General features: G+C 41.6%; 16 protein-coding genes and 1 other annotated feature. Of the genes, 3 read left to right on the top strand and 13 right to left on the bottom strand.

Translation table 11 applies throughout. The features are described 5' to 3' along the window. Positions 1 to 26: 26 nt before the first annotated feature. The 4 genes from VEB00_09880 to VEB00_09895 all read right to left on the bottom strand — a co-directional run bounded on the left by VEB00_09880 (position 27) and on the right by VEB00_09895 (position 4599). On the bottom strand, positions 27 to 1220 hold the full coding sequence (locus VEB00_09880) for an electron transfer flavoprotein subunit alpha (GenBank protein HYF83321.1): 1194 nt from the start codon (positions 1218 to 1220) through the stop codon (positions 27 to 29). A gap of 16 nt (positions 1221 to 1236) precedes the next feature. Then, positions 1237 to 2025, bottom strand: a complete 789-nt coding sequence (locus VEB00_09885) for an electron transfer flavoprotein subunit beta/FixA family protein (GenBank protein ID HYF83322.1) — start codon at positions 2023 to 2025, stop codon at positions 1237 to 1239. Positions 2026 to 2043: 18 nt separating this feature from the next. Next, complete coding sequence (locus VEB00_09890) at positions 2044 to 3183, bottom strand: acyl-CoA dehydrogenase (protein HYF83323.1); 1140 nt, start codon at positions 3181 to 3183, stop codon at positions 2044 to 2046. A 405-nt stretch (positions 3184 to 3588) separates the two neighbouring features. Continuing rightward, positions 3589 to 4599, bottom strand: a complete 1011-nt coding sequence (locus VEB00_09895; protein HYF83324.1) for a TIGR00300 family protein — start codon at positions 4597 to 4599, stop codon at positions 3589 to 3591. Positions 4600 to 4658: 59 nt separating this feature from the next. Then, positions 4659 to 4898 (bottom strand) — a binding site (T-box leader). Positions 4899 to 5306: 408 nt separating this feature from the next. Between VEB00_09895 and VEB00_09900 the strand changes: the two genes are divergently transcribed. Further along, a complete protein-coding gene (locus tag VEB00_09900) occupies positions 5307 to 6419 on the top strand; it encodes a DUF3810 domain-containing protein (GenBank protein HYF83325.1) in 1113 nt (370 codons plus the stop codon). Positions 6420 to 6443: 24 nt separating this feature from the next. Here VEB00_09900 and VEB00_09905 read toward each other — a convergent pair whose 3' ends face one another. The 9 genes from VEB00_09905 to VEB00_09945 form a co-directional block, all read right to left on the bottom strand. Further along, positions 6444 to 6701 (bottom strand): hypothetical protein, encoded by a 258-nt coding sequence (locus tag VEB00_09905; protein ID HYF83326.1) that lies wholly within the window; start codon positions 6699 to 6701, stop codon positions 6444 to 6446. A gap of 161 nt (positions 6702 to 6862) precedes the next feature. After that, on the bottom strand, positions 6863 to 7789 hold the full coding sequence (gene rarD / locus VEB00_09910) for an EamA family transporter RarD (protein HYF83327.1): 927 nt from the start codon (positions 7787 to 7789) through the stop codon (positions 6863 to 6865). Positions 7790 to 7809: 20 nt separating this feature from the next. Further along, positions 7810 to 9270, bottom strand: coding sequence for an aminoacyl-histidine dipeptidase (locus tag VEB00_09915; protein ID HYF83328.1), 1461 nt, complete (start codon positions 9268 to 9270; stop codon positions 7810 to 7812). A gap of 138 nt (positions 9271 to 9408) precedes the next feature. Further along, positions 9409 to 10539, bottom strand: a complete 1131-nt coding sequence (locus VEB00_09920) for a zinc-dependent alcohol dehydrogenase (GenBank protein ID HYF83329.1) — start codon at positions 10537 to 10539, stop codon at positions 9409 to 9411. A gap of 111 nt (positions 10540 to 10650) precedes the next feature. Further along, the gene (locus VEB00_09925) at positions 10651 to 12039 is read right to left on the bottom strand and encodes a [Fe-Fe] hydrogenase large subunit C-terminal domain-containing protein (GenBank protein ID HYF83330.1); all 1389 of its coding nucleotides are present in this window, start codon (positions 12037 to 12039) and stop codon (positions 10651 to 10653) included. A gap of 5 nt (positions 12040 to 12044) precedes the next feature. After that, on the bottom strand, positions 12045 to 13223 hold the full coding sequence (locus tag VEB00_09930) for an endonuclease Q family protein (protein HYF83331.1): 1179 nt from the start codon (positions 13221 to 13223) through the stop codon (positions 12045 to 12047). A gap of 219 nt (positions 13224 to 13442) precedes the next feature. Continuing rightward, positions 13443 to 13880 carry a transcriptional repressor gene (locus VEB00_09935; protein HYF83332.1) on the bottom strand — a complete coding sequence of 146 codons (438 nt, stop codon included), beginning with the start codon at positions 13878 to 13880 and terminating at the stop codon, positions 13443 to 13445. A 103-nt stretch (positions 13881 to 13983) separates the two neighbouring features. Beyond that, positions 13984 to 14253: a hypothetical protein gene (locus VEB00_09940; GenBank protein ID HYF83333.1), complete on the bottom strand. Its 270-nt coding sequence runs from the start codon at positions 14251 to 14253 to the stop codon at positions 13984 to 13986. A gap of 29 nt (positions 14254 to 14282) precedes the next feature. Continuing rightward, complete coding sequence (locus VEB00_09945) at positions 14283 to 14513, bottom strand: DUF3892 domain-containing protein (protein ID HYF83334.1); 231 nt, start codon at positions 14511 to 14513, stop codon at positions 14283 to 14285. Positions 14514 to 14670: 157 nt separating this feature from the next. Here VEB00_09945 and VEB00_09950 point away from each other — a divergent pair, with 157 nt between their 5' ends. Both VEB00_09950 and VEB00_09955 read left to right on the top strand, forming a co-directional pair. Beyond that, on the top strand, positions 14671 to 14910 hold the full coding sequence (locus VEB00_09950) for a hypothetical protein (GenBank protein ID HYF83335.1): 240 nt from the start codon (positions 14671 to 14673) through the stop codon (positions 14908 to 14910). A 145-nt stretch (positions 14911 to 15055) separates the two neighbouring features. Further along, positions 15056 to 16498 carry a glycosyltransferase family 39 protein gene (locus tag VEB00_09955; protein ID HYF83336.1) on the top strand — a complete coding sequence of 481 codons (1443 nt, stop codon included), beginning with the start codon at positions 15056 to 15058 and terminating at the stop codon, positions 16496 to 16498. Positions 16499 to 16518 lie beyond the last annotated feature (20 nt).

Consider the following 16518-nt stretch of genomic DNA (forward strand, 5'->3'; position numbering starts at 1 on the left):
ACATGGTGATTTTTATAACATTATTTTTAAGCTTCTTTTACCTTCTTTACTTCTTCAACCATCATCGGTATTACCTTATGAAGGTCACCTACTATGCCATAATCAGCCACATCAAATATCGGAGCATCCGGATTCTTGTTTACTGCTATTATACAATCACTGCCCTGCATTCCTGCCAGGTGCTGTATAGCTCCCGATATTCCACAGGCAACATATATTTTTGGCCTTACAGTCTTTCCAGTCTGTCCTACCTGGTGGTCTTGGGATATCCAACCGCTGTCAACTGCAGCACGGGATGAGCCAACTACCCCGCCCAGCTCCTTTGCAAGCTCTTCCACGAGCTTGAAACCGTCAGGTCCGCCAAGTCCTCTTCCCCCTGATACTATAATATCGGCATCTATAAGATTAACTGCCTGCTTTGCAGATTTGACCACTTCTTTTACTATTGTTCTTATATCCTTCTTTTCAAGCTTTACTTCAACCTTCTCCACTATGCCCTTCCTATTGCTGTCAGGTACCATCTTCTTCATAACTCCGGGTCTTACGGTGGACATCTGAGGTCTGTGCTTAGGCGTTATGATTGTCGCCATTATGTTTCCGCCAAAGGCAGGTCTTGTCTGAAGCAGGATCTTCTGCTCATCATCAATCTCAAGCTTTGTGCAGTCAGCTGTAAGCCCTGTGTCAAGCCTGGCAGCAATCCTTGGGCCTAAGTCTCTTCCTATGTTGGTTGCTCCTATCAGTATTATCTCAGGCTTCTTGCTGTTTACAAGTTCAGTTATAACCTTTGTATAGCCATCGGTAGTGTAAAGCTTAAGCTCAGGATGATCTGCAAGTATTACCCTGTCTGCTCCGTGGTGAATCAGCTCGTCCGTCAGGCCGGCTACATTGCTTCCAAGAAGAAGTGCCGATAATTCGACTCCCAATTTGTCAGCAAGCTTTCTTCCTTCACCTAAGAGTTCAAAGGCTGTGCCCATCAGTTTGCCGTTCCTTTGCTCAGCAAATACCCAGACCCCCTTGTATGCAGACAAATCCTTTACCGGCTTCTCTACTTTTTCAACTTCTATAGCCTTAAATTTGCAAGAGGTTTCACAGGCTCCGCAGCCTGTACAATTATCATTTAAAACAGCCTTGCCGTCCTTTATCTCAATAGCATTGAAGGGACAGGACTTCATACAAAGCTTGCAGCCTAAACATTTATCCGATAATATCTTAACACTCATTTTTTGCCCTCCAATCTTATATTATATATTTTTCTTTGAGTCTGCCGAAAAGGTCACATACTGTATCCTTATCACAACCAGGCAGCATTGTCCCCTTACCCTTAGGCTCAGGTGTAAAAGTCTTCCTGACATTTGTAGGGGAACCATTCAGACCTATAATCTCAGGGTCTATCTCAATATCTTTTGCAGTCCAATTTTCAACTGTCTTTTCCCTGTACGCTTCAAATATACCTTTGACGCTTGCATACCTTGGTGTGTTAAGCTCTTTTATTGTGGTAAGCACGCAGGGCATTTTGACCTCAATTACCTCATAGCCGTCTTCCAGTGCTCTCTGCACAGTTACTTTATCCCCGGTTACTTCAATTTTCTGAACGTATGTGACCTGAGGCAGGTCAAGCTTTTCCGCTACCTGCGGTCCAACCTGAGCTGTATCTCCGTCTATTGCCTGTCTCCCGCAGAATATCATATCAAAGCTGCCTATCTTCTTTATTGCAGCTGTAAGAGTATTTGAGGTAGCCCATGTGTCAGCGCCTGCAAATGCCCTGTCTGATACGAGTATCGCCCTGTCCGCCCCCATCGCAAGAGCTTCCCTAAGCGCCACATCTGCCTGAGGTGGGCCCATTGTAAGCAGCGTTATCTCTACATCCTTATATCTGTCTTTAAGCTCAAGAGCCCCTTCCAATGCATTCATGTCATCGTGGTTTATTATGCTTGGAACTCCATCCCTTATAAGCGTTCCAGTTTTAGGATCCAGCTTAACTTCATTTGTATCCGGAACCTGCTTTATGCAAACAATTATTTTCATATTTACAACCTCCTATGGTTACTTCAGTACCTTCGCAGCAATGACCATCTTCTGTACCTGTGAAGTACCTTCGTATATTTCAGTTATTTTTGCATCCCTCATCATTCGCTCTACCGGATAATCTCTTGTATATCCATAACCGCCAAAAATCTGCACTGCTTTTGTAGTAACGTCCATTGCAGTCTCTGCGGCAAACAGCTTCGCCATTGCAGCCTCTGTGGAGAAGGTCAGCTTTTTGTCCTTCTTATCAGCAGCATTATATACAAGGAATCTGGCAGCTTCTACTCTTGTTGCCATATCCGCTATCATCCACTGCAAGCCCTGGAAGGATGAAAGCGGCATGCCGAATTGCTTTCTTTCCTTCATATACTTAACAGCTTCATCTAAAGCACCTTCAGCAATTCCTAACGCCTGCGCCGCAATACCTATTCTTCCGCCATCAAGTGTCTGCATCGCTATCCCGAAGCCCTTGTTTTCTTGTCCCAGAAGGTTTTCTTTAGGAACTATACAGTTTTCAAATATAAGCTCTGTCGTGCTTGAACCTCTGATGCCAAGCTTTTCTTCCTTTTTGCCTATACTGAAGCCTATAAAATCCTTTTCTACTATAAAAGCACTAATGCCTTTGTTTCCTTTTGATTTGTCAGTCATTGCGAATACTATATATATATCCGCTTCTCCTCCGTTAGTTATGAATACCTTTGAACCGTTCAATATATAGTTGTCTCCGTCCAATACAGCAACTGTCTGCTGGGCTGAAGAGTCAGTACCGGCATTAGGCTCTGTAAGACCAAACGCACCAACCTTTTCACCCTTGGCAAGGGGTACAAGGTATTTCATTTTCTGCTCTTCTGTTCCATACTGATATATTGGTTGAGCTCCAAGTGAAGTATGCGCTGAGAGTATTACACCGGTTGTTCCGCATACCTTTGACAGCTCTTCAACCGCAATTGCGTAGGTCAGATTATCTCCACCAGCACCGCCATACTTTTTAGGGAATGGAATTCCCATCATATCAAAGCGTGCCATCTTTTCCACTGTCTCTCGCGGGAATCTTTCAGTTGCATCGATTTCTGCCGCCAGCGGCTTCACGACCTTTTCACTGAACTCCTTTAAAAGCTTCCTAACCATTTCCTGTTCTTTAGTCAGGCTAAAGTTCATAAATGCTTCCTCCTTCATTTCGGGACATGCAATTTCCCTTTTATAAAAACTTTTTATCAGCTATAAATAGTATTCTGAAGCAATAGCTTTCATTGTTAAATATTTAGCAATTATCGTGCCAGCTTTTACAGCAACGTCTATTATATTTCTTTGTCAAAATATTATCATGAATTTCAACGCCTCAAAGCATCCTTGCGCCTATACAATAAAACCTGCAAAACGACAAAAAATGCAAGAGTGCCGGATAACCGGCACCGATTGATATATATTTAACATTTAATGTAATTGTGTTCAGTCTACTTAATTTTTGCTAAGCTATCAAGCTGGCATTAGTAAAGCATTTTCAAGCTTTTTGACATGTGCAAAACTTTGGGCACTAATTTTAGGCAGTCTTTTAAATTAATATTAAACAACTTGCAGCAGCTGTTTTTCTTTTAGTTCTTTAACCAACAGGTTTAAAAACAACCCGACATCCGTAACTATTCCGGCAGCCTGACTGCTGCCTCTGTCGCTCAGCTTGGTCACAACCGCAGGATTTATATCTACACATACCATTTCTACACTTGCAGGAAGCATATTTCCGGAAGCTATGCCATGCAGCATGCTGCCTAGTACTATTACTATGTCCGAGTTTATAAGATGCTTTGAATAAGCTTCCTGTGCCTTTATCATGTCTGTTATGGTATCCGGCAGCGGTCCGTCATCCCTTAGGCTGCCTGCCAAAACAAACGGAATGCTGTGCTTAACACATTCATACATGATGCCCGAGTTTATTTCCCCTGCATCTACTGCTCCTTTTATGCTTCCATACCTGTTCACCTGATTAATAGCCCTCATATGATTGCGGTAACCCTGCTGCACTGATCTGCCGGATTTCGCACATACTCCAAGGGAAGTTCCGTAAAGACTCTTTTCAATATCATGTACTGCAACAGCATTACCCGCAAGTATGCTCGAGACATACCCCTCCCGAATAAGCTCCCTAAGATATGCATCTCCTCCTGTATGTACCACAACAGGGCCTAATACAAGTATGACCTTCTTATTGTTATTGATAATGCTTTCTGCAAGCTCGCTAATAATCAGCTCGTTTCTTCTCTCCGACGAAACACAATTGTTCATGAAACCAAAACTCTCCTTATCTCCGCCGTCCACCTGATCCAACACCCTAACTCCTGCATCTCCGCAGACCAGCCAATCTCCTTTTTTTATGTCACGCAGCTTCTTGCAGCATGCTCCACTCCCATTCACAACTATTATTGCATCCATCCTCTGGTTTTGAACCGTTATCCAGCTTCCACCACTGAATATCATTGTAGTATGATTGGTTGTTGAGTAAAAATCATCGGGTACATATTTATCCATAATCGCTTCTTTAAGTATTACCGAAGCTGTGTAATCATCATTATTCTTCATATAAAATACCTCCAATATAAAAATATAAATCAGCAAAATAAAAAACCTCCATCCCTAATAAAAGGGACGAAGGCTATTCGCGGTACCACCCAATTTGAATATACATAAAAAACCCTCTCTAGAAAAGAGTTCAAATATATAATCCTCTTGAACGCCCATAACGCAGGTCTGCGGCAAGACTTTTCATCTGCAGCTTTAAGGGCGGGTTCAAGAAAAATAATCTCAGAAAACCTTTCAGCCGGTGAGTTTTCCTCTCTTTTAGAATCTTCTTCTCTACTGATCCTCTTCATCGCCGTAAAATGTAAATTTGTTTAATTCTACACTGACGGGAGAGTTATGTCAAGCATCATTTTTCCTAATTTTCAAATTTTCAAATCCTTGCTATAATATAGTATTAGTAAATAGTAATTTAGTACATACTTGTAGAATAATGCGAAGTAGTAAATGGGGAACGGGTACCACGGATTTCCTTCGGAAAAACACTGAAACCCACTGAATACACGGTGAAAAATTCTCTGAAGTATTAGTAATAATCGATAATGAAGTAAGTATCAAAATTCTCTAGCATTGCAATATATAATATTAAATAACCGTGTTATTCCGTAGGAATCCGTGGAACATCCGTGTGTTCAGTGGTTCCCGTTTCTTCGGTTTCTTCGTCGCATCATTTATTTATTGTGATTTTATATGGAAAGCTGGAACATAAAATGAGAAACCAAATAATAATTAGAAAGCTTGCAATATCTTTACTACTTCCTTTAGGCATGGTACTTATTTATATTTCTGCAAAAAGGCCAGACCTGGTTGAGAGACTCTACTCAGAAGAAGTGTATCCGCCTTTAGGCCGTATGCTCAGTAAAGTTACGGGCATACTTCCTTTTTCTGCTGCTGAGCTTATTTTCATACTTGTTCCTGCTGCTTTTATTGTTTATACCATAATTGTTCTGATAAAGTTTTTTTCTGGGCGAGCCAACAGCTTCATGCTGCTGATTGAATATGCAGTAAATATTCTACTTATAATCAGCATTGGGTTTTTCAGCTTTGTAGGCATATGGGGACTCAATTATTACCGAATGCCCTTTGCAAGTATTGCAGGTCTTGAGGTCAGACCAGCTTCTGTCAAAGAGTTGGAGAGTTTGTGCCAGTCTCTTATTGAAAGGGCAAATGCACTTAGAATCTCAGTTAGCACAGATTCAGTCGGCAACATGGATATACCTGGCAGCAGCCGTGATATTTTAAATAATTGCTATAAAGGTTATGAAGTGTTAGCCCCTAAATATCCGGCATTAGCAGGCAGCTACGGGAATCCGAAGCCAATTCTGCTTTCGGAATTGATGAATTATACCGGTATATGTGGCATATATTTTCCTTTTACCGGAGAAGCAAATGTGAATGTCTCAATACCCGATTCATCACTCCCCTCTTCGGCATCTCATGAGATGGCTCATCAGAGAGGCTTTTCCAGGGAGGATGAAGCCAACTATATTTCCTATCTGGCATGTACCGCCCACCCAGATGTGAACTTCAAATATTCCGGAATACTGCTGGCATTGGCAAACTCTATGAACGCTCTTCATCAAAGCGATCCGGATTTATATTTAGAAATATCTAAGAATTACAGCAAAGAAGTCCTCCGAGACCTAAAAGCACTTAATGAGTTTTGGGATAAGTACGAAGGGCCGGTGGAACGTACCTCAAACAGAATTAATAATACCTACCTTAAAGCCAATAATCAGAAGGATGGTGTCAAAAGCTACGGTAGGATGGTTGACCTGCTTATTGCAGAGCACAGGCAAACACATAAAGCCCACAGCTATTAAGCAGTGGGCTTTATACATATTTTGTTATTGCAATTTAGTAGCATACTCAAGTATTTTTTCCTTTTGATTAGTGTCCAAATGAGTCAAATCCGCATCAGATTTCAATCCAAGCTCACTTTCCACATAGTCTATGATTCTCTTCAGGTTCTGGGTGTTTATGCCTCCATACATATCCAGCAGAGCTTCCTTGAAGGTTTGAAAATCCTTATCATTGAATCTCGATGTCTCAAATAATACGTCCTCCAGCTGGTGCATATTCATATCATTCAATTCAATTCCCATTGCTTTCACCTATCCTTACATAGTCTTTGACTTAAGGCTCAAGACACAGCCAGAACTTCGAAGCACTTGTTCAAACCTCGAACCCCGCACCTCGAACCTCGTACCCACACTTATTCTTGCCTGTTTATCAAAAACTATGTGATGCATCAGCTTTCTTTAGCTTAAGCAGCATTCTGTCTGCTAGCTCTTGAACCGCTCAATATCTTCATGTTTGAAAAGGAATATATAAGCAATCCTATCCAAATAAAGCCGAAACTCAATAAGTGGGTGCTGGTGAATTTCTCCCCATAGACGAATACTCCAAGAAAGAGGCTGATAGTCGGAGATATATATTGAAGAAACCCCATCGTTGAAAGCTTCACCCTTGCAGAACCCATAGCATACCAAAGCAGCGGAGTGGCAGTAGCAACCCCTGAAAAGAGCAATATTGCAAGGGTAGACAAGGAAACTGAATACAGTGCACTTTGTCCGCTGAAAAGCTTATAAAGTATATAGCCCAATGCCAGTGGCATCAGCGCTGTTGTCTCAAGCGCCATTCCTACCAAAGCCTCCGCTTTGAGAAGCTTCTTGAATAAGCCATATAGTGCAAAGGATGATGCAAGTAAGAGTGCAATCCAAGGAACTCTGCCATATTGTGTGGCTATAATAGTGACTCCCACAGCCGCAAAGCCTATAGATATATACTGAAAAACATTGAGCTTTTCTTTCAGCACTGACATTCCAAGCAGCACTACCATAAGGGGGTTTATATAGTAGCCCATACTCGACTCAAGAATATTGCCTGAGTTTACAGCCCATATATATGTACCCCAGTTAATCGTTATAAAGAATGCACATAAAAGTACGTTTCTTACGTTTTTCCTGTCCTTTAAGGTTTCCTTCAGTACTCCCATTCCATTTCTATATAGGAGTATTCCTCCTACAAATAGGAAGGACCAGAATATTCTATGAGCCAAAATCTCATCTGCTGGTATTTCCTTCAGAAGCTTCCAGTACAGCGGAAGAAGTCCCCATGCGACAAAACCAATTGCTCCGTAAAATACACCAACTAAACCGTTTCTATCCTGTGCTTCGGTTTTCTTTTCCATTAATTTCTCCTTTATGAGGCTTATATATTCTTCATTTCCTTAAGTGCTTCCAATAGGAACTCCCATACCCTTTCAGTGGATTGTATGCTTAAATGCTCATTAGGAGTATGCACATCATACATGTTCGGTCCTAAGGATATTGCATCCAGTCCATTGATTTTATTCATGAAAACCCCGCACTCCAACCCTGCATGTATTGCAATTATCTCAGGCTCAGTCTGGTATTTTTCCTTATACACCTTGATAAACAAAGGTCTGAGCTTTGATTCGGGGTTGTACTCCCATTCAGGATATTCAGATTCCACCTTTACGCTGCCTCCCATAGAAGCCGCCAAAACTTCAACCTGACTAAAAGTATTTCTCTTCAGACTTTTTACAGAGCTTCGTATCTCATTTACCAACCAAATCTCATTATCTTTTGTAGTCACAACGCCAAGGTTGGTGGAGCTCTCTACAAGCCCTGGTATTTCCATACTCATACTTTGAATGCCGTTGGGCAAAAGTACAATGGAGGATATAACCCTCTCTGCCATTTCTTTTGAAAAGACCTTCTCCACCTTATCATCAGCGTTTTCAAATCTTACATAAGAATCCGGGTCTGCCGCCCTCATTTCACCCCTGAATACAGACTCCAGTCCTTTTATTGCTGTTTCCAGCTTTAACTGGTTATCAGCCTTGGTGAGCAGCAGCACCTCTGCTTCCCTTGGTATCGCGTTGGATTTGAGACCTCCGTTGATTTCTGCTATATGTATTTCGCATTCCTTATTAATACTGTTTAGAAGCCTTCCCATTAGTTTGTTGGCATTTCCTCTGCCTTTGTCTATCTCCATTCCTGAGTGCCCGCCCTTGAGTCCTCCGATACTTAATCTATATACAGTCAGATTTTGAGGGGCTTTTTCCCACTTTATCGGAATAATCAGCTTTGCTTTCAAACCTCCTGCACTGCTGACCAATAGCCTTCCCTCTTCCTCAGAGTCCAAATTTATAAGCAGCTTGCCTTTGAGCTTTCCTGCATCTAAGGCTGGTGCTCCACTCATTGTATTTTCCTCATCGGAAGTGAACAGAACTTCAAGACTTGGATGTGGTATATCCTTTGACGCTAAGAGTACCAATGCGTAAGCTAGAGCAATTCCATTGTCGGCTCCCAGCGTAGTGCCTTGAGCATATATCATATCCTCAACAACCTTAAACTTTATCGGATCCCTATCAAAGTCATGAACTGTGCCTTTGTTCTTTTCACAAACCATATCCATATGTCCTTGGAGTATAACAGTAGGAGCATTTTCATACCCATGTGACGCAGGCTTTTTAATTATTATGTTTAAAGCATCGTCCTGAATAACCTCCAGACTATGTTTTCTGGCAAACTCGACCATATAGTCGCTTATTTGCTTTTCATTACCTGAACATCTCGGAATCGCAGATATTTCTTCAAAATATCTAAAAATCTCAGTGTACTTTGAATTCTTAAGTTTATCCATGTTAACACCCTCTCCTATTAACAAATTCCAATTATATATAGTATCTATTTCCATATTACCTACAAATATTATTATAGAGTTATATTCATATAAAATCAATAAAGCCCTTATGTTCACTACAAAACTGTAGTGATATCACTACGGCTTTAAAATTACCTTTATGCAATTATCCTTCTTCTCATCGAATATCTCATATGCGTGCTCCCCCTGATCCAAGGAAAGCTTGTGGGTTATTATATCAGTTGCATCAAAGCTTCCGTCCTGTATCAGCTTAAGTATCCGCTCCACATAAGTATGTGCGGGACATTGCCCCATCTTCAAGGTTATATTCCTTGCGAAAAAATCTCCCAATGGAAATGCATTGTACCTGGCCCCATACACACCTACAAGAGAAACAGTGCCACCTTTCCGCACAGCCTGAGTTGCTATTTCGATGGCTGATTTGGAGCCACCCTGCAGCTTCAAGGCAGATTCCACCATCTCAACTACTGTCATCTTGCCGTCCATTCCTACGCAGTCAATTACGACATCCGCTCCACCATGGGTTATTTCCTTTACATATTCTCCTGTATTGTCATAATCGTTAAAATTCAATGCTTCAACTTTATTGTATTTCCTCGCATGCTCAAGCCTGTAATCTATATAATCAACAGCAATAACTCTTTCTGCGCCCATATACGCAGCCCATTTCTGCGTCAGCAGTCCCACAGGCCCACAGCCAAGCACTGCTACCGTGTCTCCTTTTTTGACTCCGCCTGTCTCTGCTCCCCAGTATGATGTAGGCAATATATCCGTAAGAAAAATCACCTGCTCATCTGTCAATTCTTCCGGCACCTTAAACGGGCCTACATTGGCGTAAGGCACTCTGAGATATTCCGCCTGACCTCCATCATAGCCCCCATAGGTCTTGCTGTAGCCGAATATGCCGCCTACCTCGCCGTTTGCATTGGAGTTGTCGCACTGGCTCCAGAGGTCATGCTCACAGAACCAGCAGTGCCCGCAGGAAATTGGGAAAGGCACTATTACTCTATCACCTTTCTTTACTCGGGTGACTTCCTTTCCTACTTCTTCCACAATGCCCATAGTCTCATGGCCCAATATGGACCCCTTGGGCATATTTGGAACCATTCCGTGAATCAAATGCAGATCAGAGCCGCATATAGCTGTGGATGTGACCTTTACTATTATATCATCATCCTTCATTATCTCCGGATCTCCAACTTTTTTTACCTTAACATCCTTTACTCCTTGATACGTTATAGCTCTCATATTGTACCTCCTGAATATTCAGTCTCACGCAAAAGGCGAACACTGTTCGCCCCTACTACAGAACGCATGCAATGCGTTCCCTACACCCCGAACCTCGCACCTCGAACCAGTCTATATATCCCTCCCCAAAAGTATATAACCCTTGCCTTCAATTATGTCTTCAGCATCCTTGATTCCAGTTCGCTCCATTATTGCAGCGATTCTTTCGTTGTCAATCGGATTTTTGAATACTGCTTCTTCACCATATTTACCCAGCGCTTCTGACGCACTTTCGATATTAAGTATCGACCTGGGCCCCCCTGCACAGCCTCCCTTGCAGCCCATACCTTCAACAAAATTTGCCTCCAGAGTATTTGTCTTTAGTTTATCTAGTACTTCCTTGCACGCTTTTACTCCGTCTGCTTGAACCGCACGAAAATCAACATTTTCTCCTACAAGCCGCTTGACTACCATTTCAACTGACCTGCTCACTCCGCCTGTTCTCCCGTAGATTCTTCCTCCAAGTGAAGACTGCTCCTTATGGTCGTCAAGCATATTGTTGAGATTAATATCCAGAGCCTTAAAGATCTCCTCCATCTCCCTGAAGGTAAGTACAAAGTCCACTGCACCTTCAAGGTCCTTATCCTTAGCCTCGTTTTTTTTAGCAATACAAGGACCCAAGAATACTACAACAGTATCCTCACCAAGCTCCTTCAGCACTCTGCCGGTAGCAATCATCGGTGATACAGCCGGAGAAAAATGCTCAAGCAGCTCCGGATACCCCTTTTGTACCATATTCATCCATATAGGACAGCAGCAGCTGGTTATCAGATAATCTTCCTTTTCATGCACCAGCCTCTCAAATTCATATGCCTCCCTAAGTGTTAACAGATCCGCCAGCAGCGCAACCTCTATCATATCCCTGAAGCCCATATACTTAAGCGCACTCCTTATCTGCCCGGCTTTAATATCTTGTCCAAACTGGCCAATAAAAGCAGGAGCCACAATGGCATACACATGCCGCTTTTTCTCCTTCAGATGCCTAATGATAGGGACGAATTCAATCTTATCAGCAATAGCATCCAAAGGACAGTTCGGAATGCAGGAACCACAGGTAAGGCATTTGTCATTGTCAATCTTTATGCCTCGCTTTCCGCTGTAGTCCGTTGCCCCATGTCCGCAGCTTCCGCTGCACGGCTTTTCTTCATTTTCTTTTCTGCATATATCACATATCTCATCCAAAACAGAAACTAATGGTCTTTCAACTCTTCTTAGATTAAATGCAGCATCAATGTCCGCGGACATTTCCATATTCATTCCCTTAGGATCCAGGCCAAGAGAGATATCTATCTGTTTTTTCAATATAACTTCTTCCGACTCTTTGTATCTTCCACTTTTTATAAGTCTCGCTGCAAGCTCGTTGATTTCCTTGGCAGATCCGCCATTCCACAGTACTCTTACTATCTCCCTGAATAATTCCATCCTTCTTTTTTGGTAAAAATCTCTTCCCTTTTTTTCCATAAATTCTAAGCCTCCACTCTTCCGTATATACCTCCGCCTCCCGCATCTATTCCTATTCTGCCTTCTCTTGCGAGAATTATGTTTTCTGCTATATCATCCTTCACTACTTTTTTCAATTCCTCCAGAGTAGCCTGGTGTAAAATATTCATTTCATTCCCGAAGTGATTAATAAGCTTGTCAATGGTCTTGGGGCCTACCTTTGGCAGGAACTCCAGCGGGACTTGATAATGGTACTGTGCCCTTTTTGAAGCTTCGGGCATATTTCTATCCTTTATCACTTCTATTCTGTCCCTTACCCCTACAACAAGGTCATGCTTCTCTGATACAGGACACTTAAGAACCGGAGGCTCACCGGAAATTATAGAGTCACAGACAATGCAGAAGCTTCTATGATACTTGCCTAGCTTAGGGTTCAAACCATAATTGGCCTTTACTCTCCTTCCGCCGATCTCTTTCAGCGCTTTCACCAGTTCATAAAAGCTGGGCTCCTCCATTTCAAAGATGTTATATTCTCTGCCCATTTTAATAAGAGAATGTGCATCAGAATTGCTGATAAAAGTCTTACCGTCAAGTTCGCTAAGCAAGCTTGCCATCGCTGCATCAGCGCTCAGCCCGAGCTCAACTGCAGTTATCCTGTCAAAGGCGGCTTCATTGAATATTTCATGCAGTGAGCTGCAGCAATTTCCGTAAAAGCTTTTATGGGGTGAGAACACATGGGCAGGTATATATACCCCTCCAAGGCTGTCTACTATATCAAAAAGCTCCTGACCTCTTAGATGGCTCATAGAACTGAAGTGCCTCATATTCTTCACATGCTTTGACAATTCATCAGAGAAAGCTTTTAAAAGCTTCAATTTTGGAAAGAAGCACAAGGAGTGAGCGCTGCATCCAGCGATTTCATGGGTTTCTATTTCGGCGCCAAGGATTAGGGTCTGTCCTCCCTTATAGTCCATTCCACCACCCTCTTTTTCTTTTATCTCCCCCTTATCCAGCAATTCCTCAATATCTTCTATAATGTACGGACATGCACAATCCACTACACCTATCACATCAATTCCCTTCCTGTGATAGGATTCAAATGCTATGTTTTCAAAAGTGAGGTTTGCTGCAGTTGCCTTTTTTACTTCCTCGCCTTTAGAAGACCGCCCTACATGAACATGTAAATCCACATAATATTCCTTCATTACAATCCTGCCTTCATTTACAGGTGCCTCTTTACAGAAAGTATTCCTAATCCTGTAGAGGCACAACATTATGGATGTGCATTTATAACACTTGAATAGCTGTAAATTTGTTGTGTTATAAAGCACTTGATTAATATATCTCAGTATTCCAAGAATTCGGGAAAAAATCCAAAAAAGAAACAACCTGAGACTTTCGTCCCAGGTTGCATTAAATGAGTATTATTCCTTACATTTGCTGCACGAACCGTTTACCGTAATATTCACGTCTCTAACATTCACATTCATCTTATTTTCCACTGAATCAACCGTTGTGGCAAATTCATGCGCTGCTTCAACATCATAATAATCATAGAAGCTCCCGCACTTGTCACACTTGAAATGCACATAGACACACTTGCTCTCAGGCCTTTTCAATTCAAAGAATCTTTCTTTCCCAACACTTATTTCCTTGACGATTTCATATTCCCTCAGCATTTCCAGTGTTCTGTATACCGTTGCTATCCCAATGCCCTTGCACCTAAGAAGCTTAAAAATTTCATCGGGCTTGTAGTGCCTTGGTTCTACAATAAATAAGCTCAATATTTCTTCTCTCTGCTGGGTGTGAGCTATACCGTGCTCCTCCAGCATTCTCTTGATACATGCAATGTCCTCACACAATCCGCTCACCCTATTTCCTAAAATATCAACTTTGTTCAATATTTAACAATTATATTTTACCTTTTTGTTAAAGAAATATCAAGTACTTTGTAATTTGCGGTTTTTATTCAGTATAAGCATCCACTATCTTTGCTACATAATCATCTTTGCCTTCCTTAACAACCATAACCAAATCAGGATTGTCTTCAGTTTCTGAAAAAGCCCTGTAGTATTTCAGCCTTGTTTCGTCATAGTCCTCATCAGTCCTAGAGGTTATCTGATACTGACCGTCCGGATTATATTCCTCCAGTACCCCTATAACTCTGTCTGTCACCATATCAGTAGGGCACTCTATACCAATTATCCGGCTTACAATATTGCTGTCCTTTGTCATTGTTATTACTTCCTTTCTATGCTAAGTATTTAAAAAGTAGGAATACTGTCAAGATTGTCCCCCTGTATGTCATTAGGGCTGCTTCTTAAATATTCTCTTCCGTTTTTTGCATGTGCTGCATTTACGCCTGAAATCAGCCCATCCTTGGCCATTGTTAATGCTTCGTTAATTGAATATACATTTCCATTTTGAAGCATTACATCTGTTATATCCCCGTCTGGGTTCTTCTTGACCTTTATAATTCTGGCCTTTTCTTGCATATCAATACCTCCTTGAAAATTAGAAATACTTATACCTCTTAATTATCTGCAATAGAAAAAAATATATTAGTATGTATTGTAACAAATTTCATGCATGTACATAGTATGTTATTGAGGAAAGGGTAACCAACCTGTATTTCTGAAAGGAGGTGGAATTATGGCAAACGTTAATCCTGGCGTAGCAGCAGCTGGCTGCCTACCCGGACCAGCAGTATCACCTTTAGCAGGTCTTTGCCACAACAACGGCTTCCTGCTTCTGCTCCTGTTGTTCATACTTCTTGCAGCAGGTCCGTCTTGGGGTATAGACAATAACTTCTTCTTCATCATCATACTTGCGATTATCGCATTTGGTGGTTTTGGAAGAACTTTCGGCTTCGCTGGCCCACCAGTATATTAAAAGTCCTTCAGACCACTTTAAGCCCACCTGTCTCCCTGGTGGGCTTTAAACGTTTTTGACTCAACAGTGGAATATTTCATGAAGGTTGTTGGCAATAATAGCTCCTGAAAGCCTCTATATAATGAGGTTATAAAGGACAATCAATATGGGAAATAAACGCATAACCTTAAAACGCGATACTATTGCATTCCTGCTTATTATAGCTGCCCTGATTATAATAAGGCTCTACCACATAGATATAGCCCCTTTAGAGGTAGAGGAAAGCTGGAGACAGGCTGATACTGAATCAATTGCAAGAAACTTTGTTCAATACAAGTTCAATATACTATATCCCAACTTCAATTATGATGGACCTTTTCCCAATGTCCCCGCCCTGGAATTTCAGATTACAACCTTTGCAATCGCAATATTATACAAGCTTTTCGGCTTCAGCTTCCTATGGGCACGCCTGGTTCCTATATGCTTCTTTATGATATCTGCCATCCTGCTCTACTTCTTTGCAAAAAAACACCTTGGCCAGACAGGAGCAATATTCAGCCTTATCGTATATGGCACACTCCCTATAAATGTATATTACTCAAGGGCTATAATGCCGGAAGCTGCAGGGCTGATGTTTTTCATTGGCAGCCTCTACTGTTTTGACTGCTGGATAACATCAAAGAGGCTTGAAGTGCTGTTCCTAAGCTCAATTTTTACTGCCTTGGCTATTATGACTAAGCCTATGACAGTTTTTATCACAATACCGATGTTTTACATGCTAGTCAGGCAATATAAGTGGGGGTGGCTGTTAAAAAAAGAGCTGTGGCTCTTTGCTTTTCTGGCGCTAGGACTCGCATTTACCTACTATTCTGTCAGTATACCCATTGCTGACTATAAATTCTCCCAAGGTCTCGCACAGAATGTGCTCTTTAAGAAGCTTCCCACAGCAATTACTGATTTGGAGGCTTATTCCTTCATAGGCAAAAAGCTCATAATTCTTCTTACTCCTGCAGGCATTGCTCTTGCGTTTTTAGGGCTGTTAAGCTTCAATCGGCAGCAATCAGTCATACTCGTATGGTTTGCTGCTATGTCACTGGAACTGGTTTTAGTAGTTACTTCGATTCGCATCAATTATTACTTTATCTTCTTCTCAGTTCCTTGCAGCATTCTTATAGGTCAGGGACTGGCTTATCTGTATGGCAAGCTGCAAACCAAAGCCTTCTCCATTATCCTGCTAATGCTTTTTTTACTCAACAGCTATGCATTTGCAAAACCTATGTATTCTGTAAATACGACCATGCAAACCCAAGTAAGAATAGTTCAGGAGTATACCGGCAAGGAGGATTTGCTAATAATAGGTTCATTGGACCCCTGTCTTTTGAGTCTCTCTGACAGAAGAGGCTGGAGATTCAATGTCGGGATATATTCAAATATACCTAAGGATGACCTTGAGGAATTGAACTATTATATTAAAAACGGAGCGAAATATTTCGTCCCCATCCAGGGAAGGATATATAAGGATGAAAATGGCGAAATACAGGAATACTTGGATATGAACTATGAAAGGATAGAAGCTGAAAAGGGCTATACAATATATAAACTGCATTAATATCCAACAGAAGGGGATTT

The organism is Clostridia bacterium (genome assembly GCA_035628995.1).
In the GTDB taxonomy this organism is placed as follows: Bacteria; Bacillota; Clostridia; order Lutisporales; family Lutisporaceae; genus BRH-c25.